At 69.1% G+C, this 18,352-nt stretch carries 16 protein-coding genes; 1 reads left to right on the top strand and 15 read right to left on the bottom strand.

All coding sequences use genetic code 11. From position 1 onward, the window contains the following. Window positions 1–103: 103 nt before the first annotated feature. The 7 genes from ABJF88_09870 to ABJF88_09840 form a co-directional block, all read right to left on the bottom strand. Window positions 104–385, bottom strand: coding sequence for a hypothetical protein (locus tag ABJF88_09870; GenBank protein ID MEP0547227.1), 282 nt, complete (start codon window positions 383–385; stop codon window positions 104–106). 65 nt (window positions 386–450) lie between these two features. After that, a complete protein-coding gene (locus ABJF88_09865; GenBank protein ID MEP0547226.1) occupies window positions 451–1,122 on the bottom strand; it encodes a protocatechuate 3,4-dioxygenase in 672 nt (223 codons plus the stop codon). A 61-nt stretch (window positions 1,123–1,183) separates the two neighbouring features. Then, window positions 1,184–1,672: a DUF4440 domain-containing protein gene (locus ABJF88_09860; GenBank protein MEP0547225.1), complete on the bottom strand. Its 489-nt coding sequence runs from the start codon at window positions 1,670–1,672 to the stop codon at window positions 1,184–1,186. A 70-nt stretch (window positions 1,673–1,742) separates the two neighbouring features. Continuing rightward, the gene (locus ABJF88_09855) at window positions 1,743–2,846 is read right to left on the bottom strand and encodes a tetratricopeptide repeat protein (protein MEP0547224.1); all 1,104 of its coding nucleotides are present in this window, start codon (window positions 2,844–2,846) and stop codon (window positions 1,743–1,745) included. Window positions 2,847–2,931: 85 nt separating this feature from the next. Beyond that, window positions 2,932–4,002, bottom strand: a complete 1,071-nt coding sequence (locus tag ABJF88_09850) for a tetratricopeptide repeat protein (protein ID MEP0547223.1) — start codon at window positions 4,000–4,002, stop codon at window positions 2,932–2,934. Window positions 4,003–4,044: 42 nt separating this feature from the next. Beyond that, the gene (locus ABJF88_09845) at window positions 4,045–4,422 is read right to left on the bottom strand and encodes a response regulator (GenBank protein MEP0547222.1); all 378 of its coding nucleotides are present in this window, start codon (window positions 4,420–4,422) and stop codon (window positions 4,045–4,047) included. A gap of 376 nt (window positions 4,423–4,798) precedes the next feature. Beyond that, window positions 4,799–8,962 carry a two-component regulator propeller domain-containing protein gene (locus ABJF88_09840; GenBank protein MEP0547221.1) on the bottom strand — a complete coding sequence of 1,388 codons (4,164 nt, stop codon included), beginning with the start codon at window positions 8,960–8,962 and terminating at the stop codon, window positions 4,799–4,801. A 526-nt stretch (window positions 8,963–9,488) separates the two neighbouring features. Between ABJF88_09840 and ABJF88_09835 the strand changes: the two genes are divergently transcribed. Beyond that, entirely contained in the window at window positions 9,489–9,650 is a 162-nt protein-coding gene (locus ABJF88_09835; protein MEP0547220.1) for a hypothetical protein, read from the top strand. 106 nt (window positions 9,651–9,756) lie between these two features. On the opposite strand, the gene ABJF88_09830 is transcribed toward ABJF88_09835, so the two are convergent. The 8 genes from ABJF88_09830 to fabD all read right to left on the bottom strand — a co-directional run bounded on the left by ABJF88_09830 (window position 9,757) and on the right by fabD (window position 18,346). Then, complete coding sequence (locus tag ABJF88_09830) at window positions 9,757–10,824, bottom strand: LLM class flavin-dependent oxidoreductase (protein ID MEP0547219.1); 1,068 nt, start codon at window positions 10,822–10,824, stop codon at window positions 9,757–9,759. Window positions 10,825–11,015: 191 nt separating this feature from the next. Next, window positions 11,016–11,555, bottom strand: coding sequence for a hypothetical protein (locus tag ABJF88_09825; protein MEP0547218.1), 540 nt, complete (start codon window positions 11,553–11,555; stop codon window positions 11,016–11,018). Window positions 11,556–11,636: 81 nt separating this feature from the next. Next, the gene (locus tag ABJF88_09820) at window positions 11,637–13,307 is read right to left on the bottom strand and encodes a Zn-dependent hydrolase (GenBank protein ID MEP0547217.1); all 1,671 of its coding nucleotides are present in this window, start codon (window positions 13,305–13,307) and stop codon (window positions 11,637–11,639) included. Window positions 13,308–13,410: 103 nt separating this feature from the next. Beyond that, window positions 13,411–14,424, bottom strand: a complete 1,014-nt coding sequence (locus ABJF88_09815) for a ChaN family lipoprotein (protein MEP0547216.1) — start codon at window positions 14,422–14,424, stop codon at window positions 13,411–13,413. 17 nt (window positions 14,425–14,441) lie between these two features. Further along, a complete protein-coding gene (locus ABJF88_09810) occupies window positions 14,442–15,926 on the bottom strand; it encodes a DEAD/DEAH box helicase (protein ID MEP0547215.1) in 1,485 nt (494 codons plus the stop codon). 100 nt (window positions 15,927–16,026) lie between these two features. Then, window positions 16,027–16,464: a hypothetical protein gene (locus ABJF88_09805; GenBank protein MEP0547214.1), complete on the bottom strand. Its 438-nt coding sequence runs from the start codon at window positions 16,462–16,464 to the stop codon at window positions 16,027–16,029. A gap of 137 nt (window positions 16,465–16,601) precedes the next feature. Further along, complete coding sequence (gene fabG, locus ABJF88_09800) at window positions 16,602–17,351, bottom strand: 3-oxoacyl-[acyl-carrier-protein] reductase (GenBank protein MEP0547213.1); 750 nt, start codon at window positions 17,349–17,351, stop codon at window positions 16,602–16,604. Between the two features lie 53 nt (window positions 17,352–17,404). Continuing rightward, entirely contained in the window at window positions 17,405–18,346 is a 942-nt protein-coding gene (gene fabD / locus ABJF88_09795) for an ACP S-malonyltransferase (GenBank protein MEP0547212.1), read from the bottom strand. Window positions 18,347–18,352 lie beyond the last annotated feature (6 nt).

Raw genomic sequence — 18,352 nt, 5'->3', positions numbered from 1 at the left:
CCGCCGGTGGTTCGCCGAATCAGGCCGGCTCCTGGAAAGCCACGAGCGGCTCGCGCGTGGCATTGCCGGTGCAGGGAGAAGCGCGAGCCGCATTTCCGGTCCGCTACGGCGCGACCTCCGCCAGCACCCGCACGGTCTCGACCTTCAGTCGGTCTTCTTTCATGGCCTGCGCGACCTCGTCGGTGGCCATGAAGGCTTGGAACCGGTCCATGTCCGGCACCTCGAGGAGGACCCCCGTCACATGGGGGTGCTCCGGGTCCCGAAAGATGCGGGCCGTCGCGCCGATCTGGCCGAACATCTCCTGCCGGCTACCGGCCCCACCGTGCCAGGCGTTGACCCAGTGATCTCCGTCCTCGACTTCGTGAAAGGCGATGAGTGTTGCCATTCGATTTACCTCTTTACATGGTCAGTGAAAGGTGGCGCTCTGCCTGAGCACTGTCGGTACCGCGCTCAGGCGACACGTTGGAGCACGATGTTGAAGACGCCCGTCTTGGCCGGCACGTCGTGCGGTTCTCCATCCATGAGTGTCACGACGAGCCGCTCGCGCTCGGGGACGGCCTGGAGCAGCCGGTCAGCGTCGTTGAGCGCCTCGCCCGCGAAGTACATCTGCGTGATGAGTTCGTGGAAGCCACGCCGCGCCACCTTGAAGTGGATGTGCGGCGGGCGCATCCAGCCCTCGGCGGCGGGGTACGCGCCGGGGATGATGGTCGTAAAGCGGTAGCGGCCCTCGGCGTCGGTGCGGAGCTGGGCCGAGCCCTGGAAGGCGGGGTCGAGCGGGGCCGGGTTGGGGTCGGCCTCGTGGGCGTAGCGGCCGTGACGGTTAGCCTGCCAGATGTCCACGAGCGCGCCGGGGACGGGCTGGAGGCCCTCATCGAGGACCTGCCCGCTGATGCCGATGACGACGCCCTCGGCGCGGTCCGCCCGGCCCCGGATCGTCGTGAGGTCGATGTCGTTGTCGATGGGTGGGCGCGTGGGGAAGAACGGGCCTTCGGTCTGGGCAGGCGTCTCGCAGCCTTCCGCGGGTCGCGCGCCGGGCATGAAGCCCGCGCCGAGCACGCCGACACCGACGCCGAGGCTGGCGTGGAGCATCGCGCGGCGGTTCATTTTCTTGGACGTAGCCATGAGGAACCTCGTTTGGTCGGGACGATGCGTAGGGACGCGATGTGTCTTGGCCCTACCGGGTTTAGCCGTCTGAGCCGCCGGCCGGCGGGGTGTCGTCGCTCCACGAGTCGGCCACGATGCGCCAGCCGGCGGGCGTGCGGCGGAAGACGGTGAGGTACTTGCCTGCCACGCCCGGCCCGGTCGTCGTGCCGACCTCGTAGGCCAAGTCACCCGACTCCGCGATCACGAGGTCGTCGGTCGTGAACGTGAGGTCTTCGGGCTCGCTGTCGGTGGCCTCGAAGTAGGCGTCGAGCGCCGCGCGGCCTCGTTCGGCAGGGCTGTTCGCGGGCTGGATCACCGCGTCGTCGGCGTGGAGCGCTGCAATCGCGGCGTGGTCCCCGGCACGGATGGCGGTCTGGTAGGTCGCGGTCATCGCCTGGAGTGCCGCGCGGTCGTCGGCAGGGTCGGAGGCGTTCGTGACGGGTGCGGCCGTCGGCTCGACGGTCTCCGTCTCGGGTGTCTGACACGCACCCAGAGTGAGGACGAAGAGGAACAGGAGGAAGCGGTTCATGGGGTTTCGGGTTTACTTGGCGTGAGAAGAGAGGGGGGCGAGGGGGCCCGGCCTCCACGATCAGGTTGGGTCAGCGAGTGCCGGCAGATACCGGGGCCGAAGTCCACGTGTCACGGGCGATCTTCCATCCGTCGTCCGTCTCGACCCAGACGCGGCTGATGATGCCCTGCTGCACGACGGCTCCGTCGAGGCGCATCGTGACACCGGCGCGTTGGTAGGCGTAGCCGTCGCCCATCGGCTGGATTTCCTGAGGCACGAGCTCAACGGACGCCTCGCCGGCGGCGAGGAAGTTGGCGACGTTCTCACGGATCGCCTCGCGCCCGACCGCCTGCGAGCCGTCGGACGGCGACTCCACGGCGCTGGCGGTGAAGAAGTCCACGAAGGCGTCGGTGTCTTGGCGGTTGAGGGCCGCGATGTGGTCCTCGCTCGCCTGCATGACGGCGATGCGGACGAGCATGGCGCGGGCATTCGTGAACTCCGGGTCCTTCGTGAGGGCCATCTCGTACTGCTTCTCCGCCTCGTCGAGCTTGCCCTGGTTGAGGTAGAACTCGCCGAACGAGTCGTAGGGGTTCGCCTCGTCGGGCGCGAGGCGGATGTAGTCGCGGAAGGCTTGCTCGGCGGCGGCCAGGTCGCCGCGTGCGACCTCGGCATAGCCGATGAGGTTGTAGGCCGGGGCGAATGACGGATCGGCGGCGAGCGCGCGCCGGGCGGCGGCGACGGCCTCGGCGTGGTTGCCCCGGTTGGACTCGGTGTTGGCCCACCAGAACATCGGCATCGGGTCGCTCGGGAAGCGCTCCGCAATGGTCGTGAGGAGCGTGGCTTCGCGGTCGTGGTCCTCGCGGAGGTTGGCCGCGTAGGACTCGATCATCTGGCGCTCGGCCTCCGAAGCCTGCGCGGCGTGGGCCGTCGCGTGGCGCACGTGCTCGTCGCGCTCGTCGCCGCCGGAGAGGATGGCGCGGTAGACGTGCGCCATCGCGAAGCCGGGGTCGGCAGCGAGGGCGGCGTCGAAGTGCGCGCGGGCGCGCTCGAAGTCGACGTTGCCCGTGGCGTGCTCGCCCTGGACGTAGTGGACGCGGGCGGCGTCGGAGGTCGTGGTGATCGGCATCCGCTGCGCCTGTGCGAAGGTCGCCGTGGTGAGAAGCAGCGTGAGGGAAAGCAGGAGGAGGCGTTTCATGAGGGTATGGGTTGGTATGAGAAGCAGAGGATGAGATCGCATTGCGAGCGGAGGTCGGGCTGCCCCGGCCTCCTGCTCGGCGTTCCTAGTTCCAGATGTCACGGTGGAGCCGCCACTCGTCCCCGTCCTTCATCCAGAGCACGCTGTAGTTGAACGGGTCCCCTTTCTCGCCGCCGACACTGATCCGCCCGATGCCCATTTCGTGGGCGTAGTCGCCCATCGCGCGCACCTCACTCGTCTCAAGCGTCACGCCGTCGACGCCGTTGGCGACGTAGCCGGCGAACAGCTCGGCGATGGCCTCGCGCCCCTGGGCGGGCGGCGCGCCGGGCGGATAGGCGATGCCTCCTTCCGTGTAAAGGCTCGCCACCCCCTTCGCATCGCCGCGGGCGACCGCCGCCTCGAAGGCCCGGTTCCCCCGCATGATGCCGGTGCGCATGAGGTTGGTGCGGCTGACCTCGAACGCCGGGTTTTTCGTGAGCGCCATCTCGAACTGCGCCTCGGCCTCGTCGAGCCGGCCGGCGTTCATCAGGAACTCGCCGTAGGAGTCGTACGGGTTCGCCTCGTTGGGTGCCACGCGGACGTAGTCGCGGAAGGCTTGCTCGGCGGTGGCGTCGTCCCCGGCCTCCATCGCGGCGTAGCCGAGCCCGTTAAAGGCCCCGCCGAAGTTCGGGTCGGCGGCAATGGCTCGCTGGAAGGCCGCGACCGCCTCGTCGTAGCGCTCCATCCCGTAGAGCTCGAAGCCGACCTGGAAGGGCGGGTACGGGTCGGCCGGGTAGGACTCGGCGAGCGTGTTGACGAGGGCGATCTCCCGCTCGTGGTCGCCGTCGAGATGGGCGGCATAGGACTCGATCATCTGGCGCTCGGCCTCCGAGGCACGCGCGCCGTGGGTCGTCGCCTGGCGCATGTGCTCCTCACGGCCCTCCGCCCCGGCGACGGCGCGGTACATGTGGGCGATAGCGAATGCCGGGTCGGCCACGAGGGCAGCGTCGAGGTGGGTGCGAGCGCGGGCGAAGTCGGCGTTCGCGAGCGCGTCGAGGCCCTGGACGTAGTGAACGCGGGCGTCGTCGGAGGTCGTAGTCGCGGGGACCCGTTGGGCCTGCGCGAAAGGCGCGCCGAAGAGCAGGAGCGCCGCGGCGAGGAGGAAGAAGCGGTTCATGATCGTAGCGGTTGGTGTACGTGGGAGGACTGAACGAGCGGGCTAGGCAAGCAGGCGCTCGACGTGGGCACGGAGCCCGGCGGCGTTGAAGGGCTTCACGAGGAAGCCGTCGGCGCAGGGCGGTGGCGCGCGCGTCTCACCGCTGACGAGGAGGAACGGGACGGCGGCGGTCGCGGCGTCGGCTTTGAGGGCGCGGCAGAGTGCGAGCCCGTCGAGCCCCGGCATCACCAGGTCACTGACGATGAGGTCGAAGGCGGCTGTGTGGGCGAGGAGCAGCGCTTCCCGCCCGCTGCTGGCCTCCGTGATGGTGAGGGCCGCCAGCCCGCAGTTGTGGAGGCAGCCCGAGAGGTAGAGCCGCATGTCCGCGTCGTCGTCAACGACGAGGATCTGCAGGGCGATGGGCGGTGGCGAAGCGGCCATGGCGGCGGTCTCCGTGAGTGGGGAGAGCAGGGTCGTGAGTGCAAGAGGGATCGCTGCAAGGGGCGGGGCGCGACCACCACAGCGCGCCTCGCCTCCTGCAGCCGGCAGCTGGGGGACCCTCGTCAGCTACCGTGCTCGTGCGATCCGTCTTAGCTCCGGGGCTGTTGCACCCGGGTCCGTAAGCCGCCGACAGAAAAGCCGAGGCGGCGCTCACTAAATAGCCCGCCGCGCTCACATCACCGTTCCACTCGCGTCGCCTCCCCTTCTATTCTCGTCACATGCGACGTGAGTGGAAGAGATGGTGACCTCAGCGTATGCGCACCGCCGGTGCGCCTGCCCGATGACGAGCAGCCCCCCCACATTCCCGACGACCTCGCTACCCCGTCGTGTCCTCGGTCATCCCCTCGCGAGCGGCGTAGCTCGACGGTCGGCAGCCGTAGGCGCGCACGAAGCTGTCCGAGAAGTAGGCGACGCTCTTGAACCCAACGGCGTACGCGATCTCGCTAACGGACCCCGCCCGGCCGTCCAGCAGATGCGCCGCCCGTTCCAGCCGCGCCGTGCGGATCAGGTCGGTGGGTGTCTGGCCCGCGAGGGCTTTGAGCTGCCGGTGGAGGTGCCCCCGGCTCACCCCCACCTCCTCGGCGAGACTCGACACGGAGAACGCCTCGTCGCCGAGGCGGGCCTCAACGGCCTCGCGCACGCGCTCCAAGAAGGCGTCATCGGCCGAGGTCATCTCTTGGGGGGCCGGAAGGCGTAGCGGGACAGGCGCGTCGTCGCCCCCCGTGATTCCCTCCAGCCGGAACCGCTCGCGAAGCCGCGTCCGTACGGCGATCAGGTTGGCGATCCGTGCCCGTAGTTCGGCCGGGTCGAAGGGCTTCGTGAGGTAGTCGTCGCAGTGCTCGCCGAGCGCTTCGAGCTTGTCCTCCGGTGCCGCCTTTGCCGTGAGGAGGATGACGGGGATGAAATCCGTCTCGGGGTCGGCTTTGAGCGCGCGGCAGAGCGCGAGCCCGTCGAGCTTCGGCATCATCACGTCGGAGACGATGAGGTCCGGCAGGCACTCTTTCGCGAGGGCCAGCCCGGCCTCACCGTCGGCCGCTTCGAGGACGCGGTAGGCGGGGCTCCCCTCCGCGGCGGATGCGAGATGGCGACGGACGTAGGCCCGCACCTCCGCGTGGTCCTCGATCACGAGCACCGTCGTCACGTCGTCATCGATCGGGGGCTCTGCGGCCGGCGTGTCCTCGCCCGCGAGCCCATCGCCCCCAGGGACGGCCAAGAACGCCGATCCTTCCTGGAGCGTCTCCGCCGGCGACCACGGCTCGTCCGCTACGAGTTGCTCGGGGTCGAGGTGGGCGTGTCCAATCGGGAGCGTGATGGTGAAGGTGCTCCCGAAGCCCTCCTCGCTCTCCACGGCGAGCGTGCCGCCGTGCAGGTCCACCACCTCCTTCGCGAGGGCCAGCCCGATGCCCGTGCCGAGCTGCGTCTGCCTCGACTCGTTGACCTGGTAGAACCGGTCGAGGACGTGGGCCACGTCGGCCGCCGGGATGCCGGGACCGCTGTCGCGGACGGCCACGTGCACCATGCCGCCCTCGGCCGCGACCGTCACGCGGACGGTCCCGCCTTCGGGCGTGAACTTGAGCGCATTCGAGAGCAGGTTAGCCACGGCCTTCTCGAGCTGCAGCGGGTCGGCGAAGACCTCAATCGGCGTGGCTGGGCGATCCACCTCGAAGGTTATCGCTTTGCGCGCAGCCAGCGCCTGAAACGGTTGCGCAACGGCCACGACGAACGCACCGAGGTCGAGCGGACGCGCGCGGAGCGGCGTACGACCGGATTCGAGGCGGGCGACGTCGAGGATCTGGTTGATGAGGTCGAGCACGCGGCCCGCGTTGCGGCGGGCGAGGTCGACCTGCTGGGCGAGCGGCGCGTCAAGCGGGCCGTAGAGCCCGGCTTTGATGTCGTCGAGCGGGCCGAGGGTGAGCGTGAGCGGCGTCCTGAACTCGTGGCTGACGTTCGCGAAGAAGCGGCTGCGGGCGCGGTCGAGTTCGCGGAGCTGTTCGGCCTCGATCTGCTCGATCTCCAGCCGGTGCCGCAGCTCGTGGCGGCGGCGGCGCGCGCGATACGCCCCCGTCAGCAGCCCGACCGCGAGGAGCCCGTAGCCGAGGTACGCCCACCACGTCTGCCACGGCGGCGGGACGACGGTGAGGGCGAGGGCGGCCCCCTCCTCGTTCCAGACGCCGTCGCTGTTCGAGGCGATGACGTGGAAGGTGTATCGGCCCGGCGGGAGGTTCGTGTACGTTGCGGCAGGGCGCGTCCCGGCCTCCACCCAGCCGCTGTCGAAACCGTCGAGGCGGTAGCGGTAACGGTTACGCTCGGGGGCCTTGAAGTGGAGCGCGGCGAACTCGAACGCGACGTTGCGCTGGTCGTGAGCGAGCGTGACGGTCTGGGTCTCGGAGAGAGGGCGCGACAGAACCGAGCCGGGGCCGGGGCGGACGCGCTCGTTCCCCACGCGGAGACCGGTGAGGACCACGGGCGGCGGGATGGGATTCCCCACGAGGTCGTCCGGGTGGAAGGCGACGAGGCCATCGACGCCGCCGAAATAGAGGCGGCCGTCGGGGCCGCGTGCGGCGGCGTGCTGGTTGAACTCCAGACCCGGTAGCCCGCTCTCGGGCCCGAAGCGGCGGAAGGTGTGGCCGGGCTTCGGCTCGTCCGGGTCGAAGCGGGCGAGGCCGCGGTTCGTGCTCAGCCACAGCCGTCCCTCGGCATCTTCGAGCACGGCGTAGACGGTGTTGTCGGGGATCTCGCTCGATGTCGTCGTGAAGTGGGCGACGGTGCCGGTGCGGGTGTCGATCCGGTCGAGGCCGCCGCCGTCGGCGCTCGCGGCCCAGAGCACGCCCGGCTCTCGTTCCCGCTCGTGCAGCCACACGAACGGCCCGTGCGTCGGCGTCGTGGCATCGGCGCGGTCGTGGCGGAAGTTCGTGAACCGCCCGGTGGCGCGGTCGAGGCGGCTCACCGTGCTCCGCGTCCCCACCCACAACATGCCGGCGCGGTCTTCGAAGATGGCCGCCGCCCAGTCGTCGCCGAGGGTAGTGCCGTCGCCGGGGTCGGGGAGGTAGCGCGTGAAGGTGCCGGTGCCGCGGTCGAACCGGTTGAGGCCGCGGATCGTCCCGACCCAGAGCGTGCCGTCGCGGTCGTGGTGGAGGGCCAGCACGTTGTCGTCGCTGAGGCTGGTGGAGTCGGCGGGATCGTGGCGGTAACGCGCGAACCGGCCCGTGGCGGGGTCGTAGCGGTCGAGGCCGCGGATCGTCCCAATCCACAGCGTGCCGTCGGGCTCTTCGGCGAAGGCGTTGGCCTCGTCGGAAGGGCGGTCTGGGTCCAGCCTCCCGTTGGCTGACGCCCACACGCGGACCGTCCCGGCGGCCGGGTCGAACCGGTGGAGGGCGCCGCCGCTCGTGCCGGCCCAGACGGTGTCGTCGCGGGTGACACCGAGCCCCCACACGTTCGGGTTTACCAGCCCCGGCGCCTCGGCCGTCGCCGCACCGATGTGAGTTACGCCGATAGCGGCCGGATCGAACCGGTTCAGCCCGCCTCCGGACGAGCCGACCCAGACGGTCCCCGAGCGGTCGGTGTAGACCGTGGAGCCGGCGTGCTCGACGAGGCCGTGGGGGTTGTTGGCGTCGATGGGGTAGAGCGTGAACGTCTCCGTGGTCGTGTCGAAGCGGGCGAGGCCCACGTCGCGGACCGGTACCCAGAGTACGCCCGGGTCCCACGGGTCAGCGCTGACATCGACGACGACGTTCTGACCGGCCCCGCCACGGGGGTTCGGGAGGTAGCGGCGCGCGCTCCCGTCGGCGGCGTCGAAGCGGACGAGGCCGCTGTCGGAGCCGATCCAGCGGACCGTCGGTGCGCGGGCGTCGACGAACTGACGGTGGAGGGCACGGCCGGGCTCGCCGGGGCGATCGGGGTCGTGGAGGTAGCGGGCGAAGCGATCGGTGGCGGAGTCGAGCCGGTTCAGGCCGTCGGCCGTCGCCACCCAGAGCGCGCCTGTTGCGTCCTCGGAGAGCGAGCGGACGGCGTCGTGGCTCAGGCTCGTCGGGTCGGTCGGGTCGTGGCGGAACTGCGTGAAGCGGCCCGGCCGGTCGGGCTCCATCCGGTTCAGCCCCGCTTCCGTCCCCACCCAGAGTATGCCGCGACGATCTACGAAGACCGCCGTCGTGTGGTCGTGGCTGAGGCTGTGGGGGTCGGCCGGGTCGTGGCGGAAGTGCGTGAACGTCTCGTCCGCGTCGAGGCGAGCCAGGCCGCCATACTGCGTCGCCACCCAGAGCGCCCCGGCGCGGTCCTCGTGGACGCTGCTGAGGTTGCCGTCGGCCAGCGAGGTGGTGTCGAAGGGGACGGGCTCGTACACCTTCACGGTGTGGCCGTCGTATCGGTTGAGCCCCTCGCCGGTAGCGAACCACAGGAATCCACGCCGGTCCTGAAAAATGTCGGCGATCAGGCCTTGCGAGAGGCCGTCTTCAATCGTCAGCCGCTCGAAACGGGGCGACACAGCCGCTCCGAGTAGCCCCGTTTCCAACGGCTGGGCAGGAGCACTCGCAGCTTCGGCCGTGGGCGGCGCCGGCTGTGGCGATTGGGCGTGAGCGCTCGCAACGGCAAGGAGCGCAGCCAGTCCGATCAGGTAGCGGTGTCGGGCGATCCGTGTCATTAGCAGGAAGATAAACAAGAAGATACAGGCGGACACCCATTGGGATCAGATGATGCCTCGCACCCGACGCCTTGGCCATGCCCCTCCTTCCTCCGGTAAAACGCCCAATGCGGGGCCTCACGGCGGGCGGCGCGATCTGCGCCGGAGCTTCGGCTAGGCCCCTTCGCTGGTGTGAGAGTCCCGCAGGCGAAGCCGTCCAAACCGTTTGGCGACGGCTAACCCACGACTGCGGAGCCCTCCGCGCTGGGCGCTATAGAAGCGGGACAGAACCAAAGGCTGCATCCGTGGTTATGCGGGGATTGCGCGGCCAACGCCACGGTAGCACGGCATCGCAAAGGCCTTCTCTTCCCCTCTCTACACAGGCACGCTCATGGCAGACAACAGCAGCAGCAACGTCGCGACGGTAGCAATCGTCGTCCTCGTCATCATCGCGGCGATCGCGCTCTATTTCTTCGCGTTCCGAGGCGGTGACACCGCCGTGCCCGACGGGCCGGACGTCGAACTCAACATCGGCGACGGCGACGGGGGGTGATCCCTTGCAGCAGCGGCGGCCCCTCGCCAACGGGGCCGCCGCTTTTCGTTGGACCCCGAGCGATGGGCTAGGCGTCGGGAACGCACGACCGCTCGTCAGCCGAGGCTCAGCGGGCGGGCTCGGTGGATGGCTTCGCCGCGGGCTCCGAGCGGAGCGCCCGCCGCACGGCCGGCGCCACCTCGGTCCCGAAGAGCTCGATCGAGCGCAGCACGTCGCGGTGCGGCAGCGAGCCGACGGTCATCTGCAGGAGGTAGCGGTCGTGCTCGAAAATCTCGTGCTGGGCGAGGACCTTGTCGACGATCTCCTGCGGGCTCCCCACCGCGTTCGCGCCGCGCATCGACCGCGACGCCTCGAACTGCGGGCGGCTCATCGGAGCCCAGCCGCGCTCGCGGCCGAGCCGGTCCATCGTCCCTTTGAAAGCGGGAAACGCGAGGTCGGCAGCGCGCTGCGACGTGTCCGCGATGAAGCCGTGGGAGTTGATGCTCACGGGCAACTGCGCGGGGTCGTGCCCGGCCCGCTCCGCCGCTTCGCGGTAGAACGCGAAGAGCGGCGCGAACCGCTCCGCGTCGCCACCGATAAAGGCGAGCGCCATCGGCAGGCCGAGCCCGGCCGCCCGCGCCACCGACTGCGGCGTCCCGCCGACGGCGACCCATACCGGCAACGGGTCCTGCACGGGGCGAGGGTAGACGCCGCGGTCACGGATCGGTGCGCGGTGGGTGCCCGACCACGTCACCCGCTCACGGTCGCGGAGCGCGAGGAGGAGGTCGAGGTTCTCGGCGAAGAGCGTGTCGTAGTCGTCGAGGTCGAAGCCGAAGAGGGGGAACGACTCGATGAACGAGCCGCGGCCGGCCATGATCTCGGCGCGGCCGCCGGAGAGGAGGTCGAGCGTGGCGAAATCCTGGAAGACGCGGACGGGATCGGCGGAGGAGAGGACGGAGACCGCGCTCGTGAGGCGGATCCGTTTCGTCCGCGCTGCCGCCGCGGCGAGCACAACGGCGGGCGCCGAGGCCACGTACTCCGGCCGGTGATGCTCGCCGACGCCGAACACGTCGAGGCCGACCTCGTCGGCGAGTTCGATCTCTTCGAGGAGGTTGCGGAGGCGCTGGGCCGGGCTGATGGTGTGGCCGCTGGCATCGGGCGTCGCTTCAGCGAAGGTATAGAGACCGAGTTCCATCGGGGAGGGGGTAGGGGGCCGGGACAAATGTTCGTTACAACAAGTAAAGGGGGGGGGCGCGGTTTCGCCCCACCACGAGAAGCGGCGGCCACTCCGAAGAAGGACCGCCGCTAATCGATTTCGGCGAACCGTCCTTATTTGGGGCGATCTGTTAGGACGGTGCCACTACGTCTCCGTTCTCGGCATCGTGGTTAGCCAAGCAGCCCATCTTCGATAAGCTTGTTGACGATCTTCTCGGCAATCTTCTCGGCTGCTGCATCCTGCGATGTCATGAAAGAATCCCGGCTGGTCGAGATCATTGCTCGCCACACCCGCTTCTTCGTCTCCGGGTGGTAAAGGCTCGCATCGTACACCGCCGCTTCGGATTGCGTGAACCCCATACCAGCCCCTTGAGTCGTGCGGACCGTGGAGGCTTCGGTCTGGGTGAGCACGAGGACGACTGTGGGAGCGAAGGCAATGACGTCCTCCGTGATCATGTCATCGGTTTCCAATGCCAAGGGGTCCTTCACCCGTCCCATGACAGCGACACCTCGCATGCCAAATTTTGATTCAATGGCTTGAGAAAAGGCCTCCGCCAACTCCTCCTCATCCATGCGTACGCTGGAGTACACATAGACGCGCTGAATCTCTTCAGAGAAGGAGGCGTCACGCTGGGACTGGATTTTGGTGGTGACGCACCCGCTCATAAACAGGATCAGTACTAGGAGGCCCGTAACGGGGTAGGAACGCATGTGGGCAGGACTGCGAGACATGGAGGTATGAGTGTTGGTGTTTGGATTTAGTGTCGCCAATATCGGTTAGGAAAGGGAGACCTAAAGTCCAAGCACACCCGTGCCCTGCTCGAACGTCACATCGACGGGGATCATCGCGGCCTGGAGCCGGTCGAGGTCGGCGCGGAGGTCGGGGCCGATCTGAGCGTACTCGGCGACAAACCGCTGAACGCCTTCGTAGTCGCCGTCGCCCTGGAAGCGGAGGATCTGCTGGCTGAGCATGTCCACGACCTCTCCCATTCGCTCGGGGTTGACGCGGTAGCGGCCGTCCTCGGTCCGCGTGAACGCGCCGTGCTCCATGAAGTAGTTGAACCGGATGAGGTTCGCGCGGCCGTGCGCGGACGAGGCGCCGAAGCGGATCGAGCGGAAGATGGACGAGAGGAAGGTGGTGTAGTTGTCGAGCAGCTCGCCGCCGATCTCGCCGTCCTCGTGGAGCGCCTGCACCATGTAGAGTCCGAGCACGTCGGCCTTGCCCTCTTCGAGCGCGCTCGCGTTCTCCTTCAGCGCCTCGCGGACCGTCGTCCCGCTGCCATCAATGAGGGTCTTGATGCCGAGGCCGTGGGCGACCTCGTGGAACATCGTGTTGGCAAAGAAGGCGTCGAAGGTCACGTTGTCGCGTTGCGCGGGGACGATGAGCGCGTCGGCGATGGGCTCGAGGATCTGGTCGAACTTGGCGCGCATCGCGTTCTTGAGTTGGAGCCGGCGCGAGCCCTTTTGGAGCTGGACCTCCTCGTCGTTGGGGAGGTTGATGGCGATCGTTTTGGAGCCGGCGTTCGAGTCGCCAGCGTAGTAGATCACGTCGTAGGCGCCGAGGTCGGCGTCGGTGCCGGGCTCTTCCTGCTTGTACTCGTCGGGGACGGGGAGGCCGCGCTGGAGCTGGGGCAGGAGCGTGGCGTAGCGGGCGAGCCGGTCGCTCCACTCGCGGTCTTTGACGAGGACGTAGGCCGAGTGCGCCGCCTTCGCGCCCATGAGCTGGTCCTCGTACGTCTCGATCGGGCCGACGACGAAGTCCACCGTGTTGCCCTTCATGTCCATCCACGCGAGGTCGCTGGGCTGGTACTCGCCGGACAGCAGGGCGTCGGCGCGGAGCGTGAGGTAGCGCTTGAGGCCGGGCTCGTCGGCGAGGGCGGCGGCCTCGCGGAGCTTGGCGGCGGCGCGCTCGTGCTGCTCGCGGAAGGCCTCGTGGTACGGGATCGCGGTGAGTCCGCCGGTGGAGTCGCGGCGGACGAGGGTGTAGAGGTCGAGGAGGGCGGGGTCCTCGGCGGCGGCGGCTTCGAGCTCGTCCTTCGTGACGTCGGCGGGGTAGAAGTTCGCCCCGGCCGGTTTCGGGCCGACACCGGGGAGGAACGGCTCGTTGCCGTCGAGCCGGTCCCACGGACCGTAGTTGATCTCGGCGTAGCGCCGGGCCGCCGGGTCGAGGCCGGCGAGGAGCGCGTCGCGGTCGCCGTAGGCTTCGAGCCAGAACACCTCGTCCATCGCCTCGGCTGCGTCGATGAGGAGGGGGATCATTTGCTGCTGCGCGTCGGTCAGTTCGATGTCCGTCCCGAGGCGGACGGGAGTGTACTGGTCGAGGCGCTGCTGCATCGTCATCGCCGTCGAGGCGGCCGAGTCGGCGGGCGCGGGCTGCGCTGAGGCGTCGGGGCGGCGGGTGTCTTCGAGCTCGCAGCCGCCGAGGGCGAGGGCGAGCAGGGTGAGGCTCAGGAGAAAACGCATGGTCATCGGGGTGGGTAAAGGAAGGCGCACAACATACGGCGCGCTGCCGATTCCCTCCCCGCAGGCTGCAACCTCGCGCGGCCCGCTCGCTACCGACCGCTCGCTACCGACTGGCCGGATCGACGACGACGAAGAAGCCGTCGGCGCCCCGGAACGCGGCGAGGTCGAGCGCCGGGAACGCGTCGTCGGGCCGCATGGTGACGACGAGCGTGCGGGTCTCCGGCCGGTACCGCAGGAGGTGCTCCGGCACGCCGAGCCCGCCCTCGCTGTGGAACGTCCCGTTGAGGTGGACGACGCGGTGGCCCGGGTGCCAGTCGAGGTAGGTCGCGATCGTGTGGCCCATCGAGGCATCGCGGAGGTTCTGCGCGTGGAGCAGGTTCGTGAGGTCGGGCGCGCTGCCGTGGACGGCGGCAGCGTCCGAGGTCGTCGAGTCGGGGGCGGCGCCATGGCCGTGGCCCATCATCCCCTGCATGAGCGCGGTGAACTCCGCTTCGAGCGCTACGGAAGCGGGGGCGACATTCGGCGGCAGCACGGTGCGCACCGCGCTCGGGAGCGTGTCGAGCGCGTCGGGGCCGAGTCGGGAGACGCGGCTGACGTAGCGCTGCGGCGCGTTCGCGGCGACGACCGGGAGCCCGCGCTCGCGCGCAAACTCGACGAGCGGACGGTAGTCGGTGACGTAGTTGCCCCACGGCCTGGCGGCGTCGAGGAAGTCGCGCTCGCGGATCGTCCCGGCGAGGTACTCGTCGAGCACGCCCTGCACGTCGCGTTCGAACATCTCGAGCGAGAGGGCGACGGGCCGGTCGAGCGTAGCCGCGGCCTGAAACAGCCGGAGTTGGAGGGCGTGCGTCGTCGCGTCGTCGTGCGTCTCGCCGAGGATCACGACATCGGCGTCGCGCATCGCGGCGACGAGGTCGTCGAACGTGGACGGAGCGCCGGCGGCGGTGTAGAGCCGGTACGCGTCCGCGCTCATCTCGTCGGTCATCCCCGCATCCATCGGCTTCGCCTCCATCGATTCCGCTGTCATCGACTCCATCGGCGGTGGGCCGGCGGTTTGGGCCGTGACGCAGCCCGCGGTGGCGAGCGCGAACGAAAGGGCGAGCAGACCGAGGGGGCGCATCGGGGTGTCCGGTTGGGTTATCTCCTGGAGCCGCGGTCGCGGTCGCTCGGGCGGCGTTCCTGCCGCTCCTGCTCTTCCGCCTCCCCGTCGGTCGCGTGGAGGCTCTCGTGGTAATACTCGTCGAGCAGCATCGCGAGGAGTTCGGGCTCCTCTTCGGCGATGAGGCGCTGGGCGAGCGGGACGAACCGCTGCATCCGCTCGCGCTCCATCCGCGTCTTGTTGCGAAGCTCCTCTTCGAGCAAGACGACGAGCCGCTGGCTCACGCGCTGGGCCACTTGTTCGTCCGTCGGCACGGGCGGCTTGTCAAACTCGATGTCGTACTTCCGCCCGATCTCGTCGAGCACGCGCTCGGTCTCGGCGGTGACGATGCTGATGGCGACGCCGGTCTTGCCGGCGCGGGCCGTCCGCCCGGCGCGGTGGATGTAGTACTCGCGGTCCTGCGGCACGTCGTACATGAACACGTGCGAGAGGTCCGAGATGTCGATCCCGCGCGCGGCCACGTCGGTGGCGACGAGGAAGCGGAGTTCGCCTTTGCGGAGGCGGCCCATGACCTCTTCGCGGGCGCTCTGCGTGAGGTCGCTGGAGATCTCGGCGGCGTCGTGGCCGAAGTTGCGGAGGAACGCGGCGAGGTACTCGACCTCGCGCCGGGTGTTGGCGAAGATGATCGCCGCGTCGGGGTTCTCCAACTCGATGAGGCGCACGAGCGTGCGGTCCTTATCCATCGCGCTCACGCGGTAGGCGCGGTGGTCCATCGAGTCGACGTGGACGCGGCCGGAGGAGAGCGTGAGGAAGCCGGGCTTTTGCAGGAACTCCTCGCCCATCCGCTGCACTTTGAACGGCATCGTCGCCGAGAACATGTAGCTCTGGCGGTTGCGCGGGAGGAAGCGCTGGAGCTTCTTCATCGCGGGGTAGAACCCCATCGAGAGCATCTCGTCGGCCTCGTCGAGGATGAGGATGCGGAGCCCGTCGAGCCGGAGCGTCCCCTTGTCGAGGTGGTCGAGCACGCGGCCCGGCGTGCCGACGACGAGCTGGGCGCCCTCTTTGAACGCGCTCACCTGGGGCCCGTAGCCGACGCCGCCGTAGACGGCCACGGCGTGGAGCCGCTCCTCTTCGGGCCGGCCGCCGTTCATCCGCTCAAACTCGCTGAGGATCTGCCGCGCGAGCTCGCGCGTCGGCCCGAGCACGAGGGCCTGCATCTCTTTCTTGTGCGGGTCGAGGAGTTCGAGGAGGGGGAGGAGGAACGCGCCGGTCTTGCCGGTGCCGGTGCGGGCCTGCACGATGAGGTCCTGCCCGGCGAGCATGTACGGGACCGCGCGCTGCTGCACCGGCATCAGGCTCGGCCAGCCGACGCCTTCGACGCCGTCCTGGAGGGCGGGCGGCAGGTCCTTCACGTCCATCGGAGGGAGCGCGGGCTCCGGCTCCTGAAATCGTTCCTTCGCTTGCTGCTTGCGTTTGTCGTCCTGCGCCTTCTGCGTCAGGTCGATGACTGCCTTGTAGGCCATGCGGGGTTCTCCGGGGTTGGGTCGGTGCTCTAAAAGTACGCCACGCCGGAGGTTCCGGGGAGATCGCCGCACCGCTGCTTGCTTCACCGAAAAGGCGGCGCTAGAACGCGATCGTCAACCGCGCAGCCGGCACCATCTGGCCATCCACGTTGCGGACTACAGTCGGTTGCACGCTCGCATTGTAACCGCGAACCGACCCGATGAGCGTGCCGCCGATGTAGATCATTGCGCCGACGCTGAGGGCCAAGAACGTGGTCCCAATTCCTTCATTGATCGAACTCGGCGTTTCTTCCGGGGACGCTGCGCGGAGCAGAAGAGCGCTGATTGGCACCCCGACCACGAGCCCAAGTCCCGCCCCGATGTACGCGCCGCGCACGGTCCCGCCGAACGTCCCCTCCGTCCCGGACACCTGTCCAACCCCGTAGCTCGCTGCGGCTGCCCCAAGCGGATACAAGGTCAGCACCATGATGATACCCGTGGTGGAGGAGAACGAATCATCGAACGCCGCGGCGAGTCCGACCCCTCCGGTTGCGAGCAAGCCACCGCCGAAATGCCCTCCCAATCCCATGAGGGCCTGTTCAGAGGGGGATGGTGTAGCGCGTTGGTGGGGCGTCTGCGCCCACGCTACAGGAGCGAGCGTTGCGAGGACGAGGCAGATGAGGAGCGGGCGGCACATCACATCGCGAGGCCGCCGTCGACGTGGAGGGTGTGGCCGGTGATGTAGCTCGCCGCGTCGGAGGCGAGGAAGAGGACGGCGTGGGCGATGTCCTCGGGCGTGGCCGTCCGCTTAAGCGGGATGCCGTTCGTCATCGCCTCTTTCGCTGCGTCGCTGAGCGCGTCCGTCATGTCGGTGTCGACGTAGCCGGGGGCGACGACGTTCGCCGTCACGCCGCGCGCGCCAAGCTCGCGGGCGAGGCTTTTGGTGAACCCGATGATGCCGGCCTTGCTCGCCGCGTAGTTCGCCTGCCCCGCGTTCCCCATCACCCCAACGACCGACGACACGTTGACGATCCGCCCGGCGCGCTGCTTCATCATCGGCCGGTACGCGGCTTTGCAGAGGTTGAACACGCTCTTCAGGTTCGTCCCGATCACGGCGTCCCAGTCCTCCTCGCTCATCCGAATCAGAAGGTTGTCGCGCGTGACGCCCGCGTTGTTGACGAGCACGTCGAGCGAGCCCCACGCATCGAGCACGGACTGCACGGCGGCCTGTGCCGCGTCGAAATCCGCCGCGTCGCTCTGGATGGCGAGCGCTTCGACGCCTCGGCTTTCCAACTCGGCCTTCAGCGCGTCGGCGGTGTCGGACGAGGAGCGGTACGTGAAGGCTACCTTCGCGCCCGCGTCGGCGAAGGCTTCGACAATCGCGCGGCCGATGCCACGCGTGCCGCCGGTGACGAGGGCTGTTTTGCCAGAGAGATCGAGTTGCATGGGGAGGGGGTACAGGTAGGGGCGCAGCGCGCTGCGCTCCCTACGGTGACGGTTTACGGGTTCTGTAGCTCGTCGGCTTTCCCGGCCGTGACCGTCTCGACATCGCGGCCGAGGGTGCGCTTGACGAGGCCGGCGAGCACGTTCCCCGCGCCGACTTCGACGAAGCGGTCGGCACCGTCGGCGCGCATCGCTTCGAGCGTCTGTGCCCAGCGGACGGGGGCGGTGAGTTGGGCCAGCAACTGCCGGCGGATCTCGTCGGGGTCGGTCGTCGGCTGCGCGGTGACGTTGAGGTAGACGGGGCAGCGCGGCGCGCGGATCTCGGCGCGTTCGAGCGCCTCGCCCAGTCCGTCGCGGGCGTAGCCCATCAGCGGCGAGTGGAACGCGCCGCCGACGGTGAGGGGGATGACGCGTTTCGCCCCGGCCGCTTTCGCCGCCTCGCCGGCCCGCTCGACGGCGTCGTTGTCGCCGGAGATGACGATCTGCCCCGGCGCGTTGAAGTTGGCGCACTGCACGACGCCTTCGCCCGTGTCGGTCACCTCTTTGCAGACCCGTTCGAGCGCGTCGGGGTCGATGCCGAGCACGGCGCTCATGGTGCCGGGCCGCTCGTCGCCCGCTTGCGCCATCAGCTGCCCGCGCAGGCGGACGAGCCGGAGCCCATCGATCACGTCGAGCGCGCCGGCCGCGGCGAGCGCGCTGTACTCGCCGAGGCTGTGGCCCGCCGTCATATCGGGCACGTGTCCCTGCTTTTCCAGCACGGCGAAGGCGGCGAGGCTGTGGACGTAGAGCGCGGGCTGCGTCACGTCGGTCTGCGTCAGCGCGGCCTGCTCGGCGTCGCCGTCACCGCCGCTCCCGAACATCCGCTCCTTCAACGGGAAGTCGAGGTGGCGGTCGGCCTCGTCGATCACGGCGCGGGCCTCGGGGAACTGCTCGTACAGATCGGCGCCCATGCCGACGAATTGGGAGCCCTGGCCGGGGAAGAGAAAGGCAGTAGCCATCGGGAG

Source organism: Rhodothermales bacterium, assembly GCA_039944855.1.
In the GTDB taxonomy this organism is placed as follows: domain Bacteria; phylum Bacteroidota; class Rhodothermia; order Rhodothermales; family JANQRZ01; genus JBBSMX01.
This window is presented reverse-complemented; position numbering and strand designations above follow the sequence as displayed.

Excerpts from the sequence above, each read along its gene's own strand:
- ABJF88_09870 (MEP0547227.1), bottom strand. The coding sequence starts at position 385 with ATGGCAACACTCATCGCCTTTCACGAAGTCGAGGACGGAGATCACTGG.
- ABJF88_09865 (MEP0547226.1), bottom strand. The coding sequence starts at position 1,122 with ATGGCTACGTCCAAGAAAATGAACCGCCGCGCGATGCTCCACGCCAGC.
- ABJF88_09860 (MEP0547225.1), bottom strand. The coding sequence starts at position 1,672 with ATGAACCGCTTCCTCCTGTTCCTCTTCGTCCTCACTCTGGGTGCGTGT.
- ABJF88_09855 (MEP0547224.1), bottom strand. The coding sequence starts at position 2,846 with ATGAAACGCCTCCTCCTGCTTTCCCTCACGCTGCTTCTCACCACGGCG.
- ABJF88_09850 (MEP0547223.1), bottom strand. The coding sequence starts at position 4,002 with ATGAACCGCTTCTTCCTCCTCGCCGCGGCGCTCCTGCTCTTCGGCGCG.
- ABJF88_09845 (MEP0547222.1), bottom strand. The coding sequence starts at position 4,422 with ATGGCCGCTTCGCCACCGCCCATCGCCCTGCAGATCCTCGTCGTTGAC.
- ABJF88_09835 (MEP0547220.1), top strand. The coding sequence starts at position 9,489 with ATGGCAGACAACAGCAGCAGCAACGTCGCGACGGTAGCAATCGTCGTC.
- ABJF88_09830 (MEP0547219.1), bottom strand. The coding sequence starts at position 10,824 with ATGGAACTCGGTCTCTATACCTTCGCTGAAGCGACGCCCGATGCCAGC.
- ABJF88_09825 (MEP0547218.1), bottom strand. The coding sequence starts at position 11,555 with ATGCGTTCCTACCCCGTTACGGGCCTCCTAGTACTGATCCTGTTTATG.
- ABJF88_09820 (MEP0547217.1), bottom strand. The coding sequence starts at position 13,307 with ATGCGTTTTCTCCTGAGCCTCACCCTGCTCGCCCTCGCCCTCGGCGGC.
- ABJF88_09815 (MEP0547216.1), bottom strand. The coding sequence starts at position 14,424 with ATGCGCCCCCTCGGTCTGCTCGCCCTTTCGTTCGCGCTCGCCACCGCG.
- ABJF88_09810 (MEP0547215.1), bottom strand. The coding sequence starts at position 15,926 with ATGGCCTACAAGGCAGTCATCGACCTGACGCAGAAGGCGCAGGACGAC.
- fabG (MEP0547213.1), bottom strand. The coding sequence starts at position 17,351 with ATGCAACTCGATCTCTCTGGCAAAACAGCCCTCGTCACCGGCGGCACG.
- fabD (MEP0547212.1), bottom strand. The coding sequence starts at position 18,346 with ATGGCTACTGCCTTTCTCTTCCCCGGCCAGGGCTCCCAATTCGTCGGC.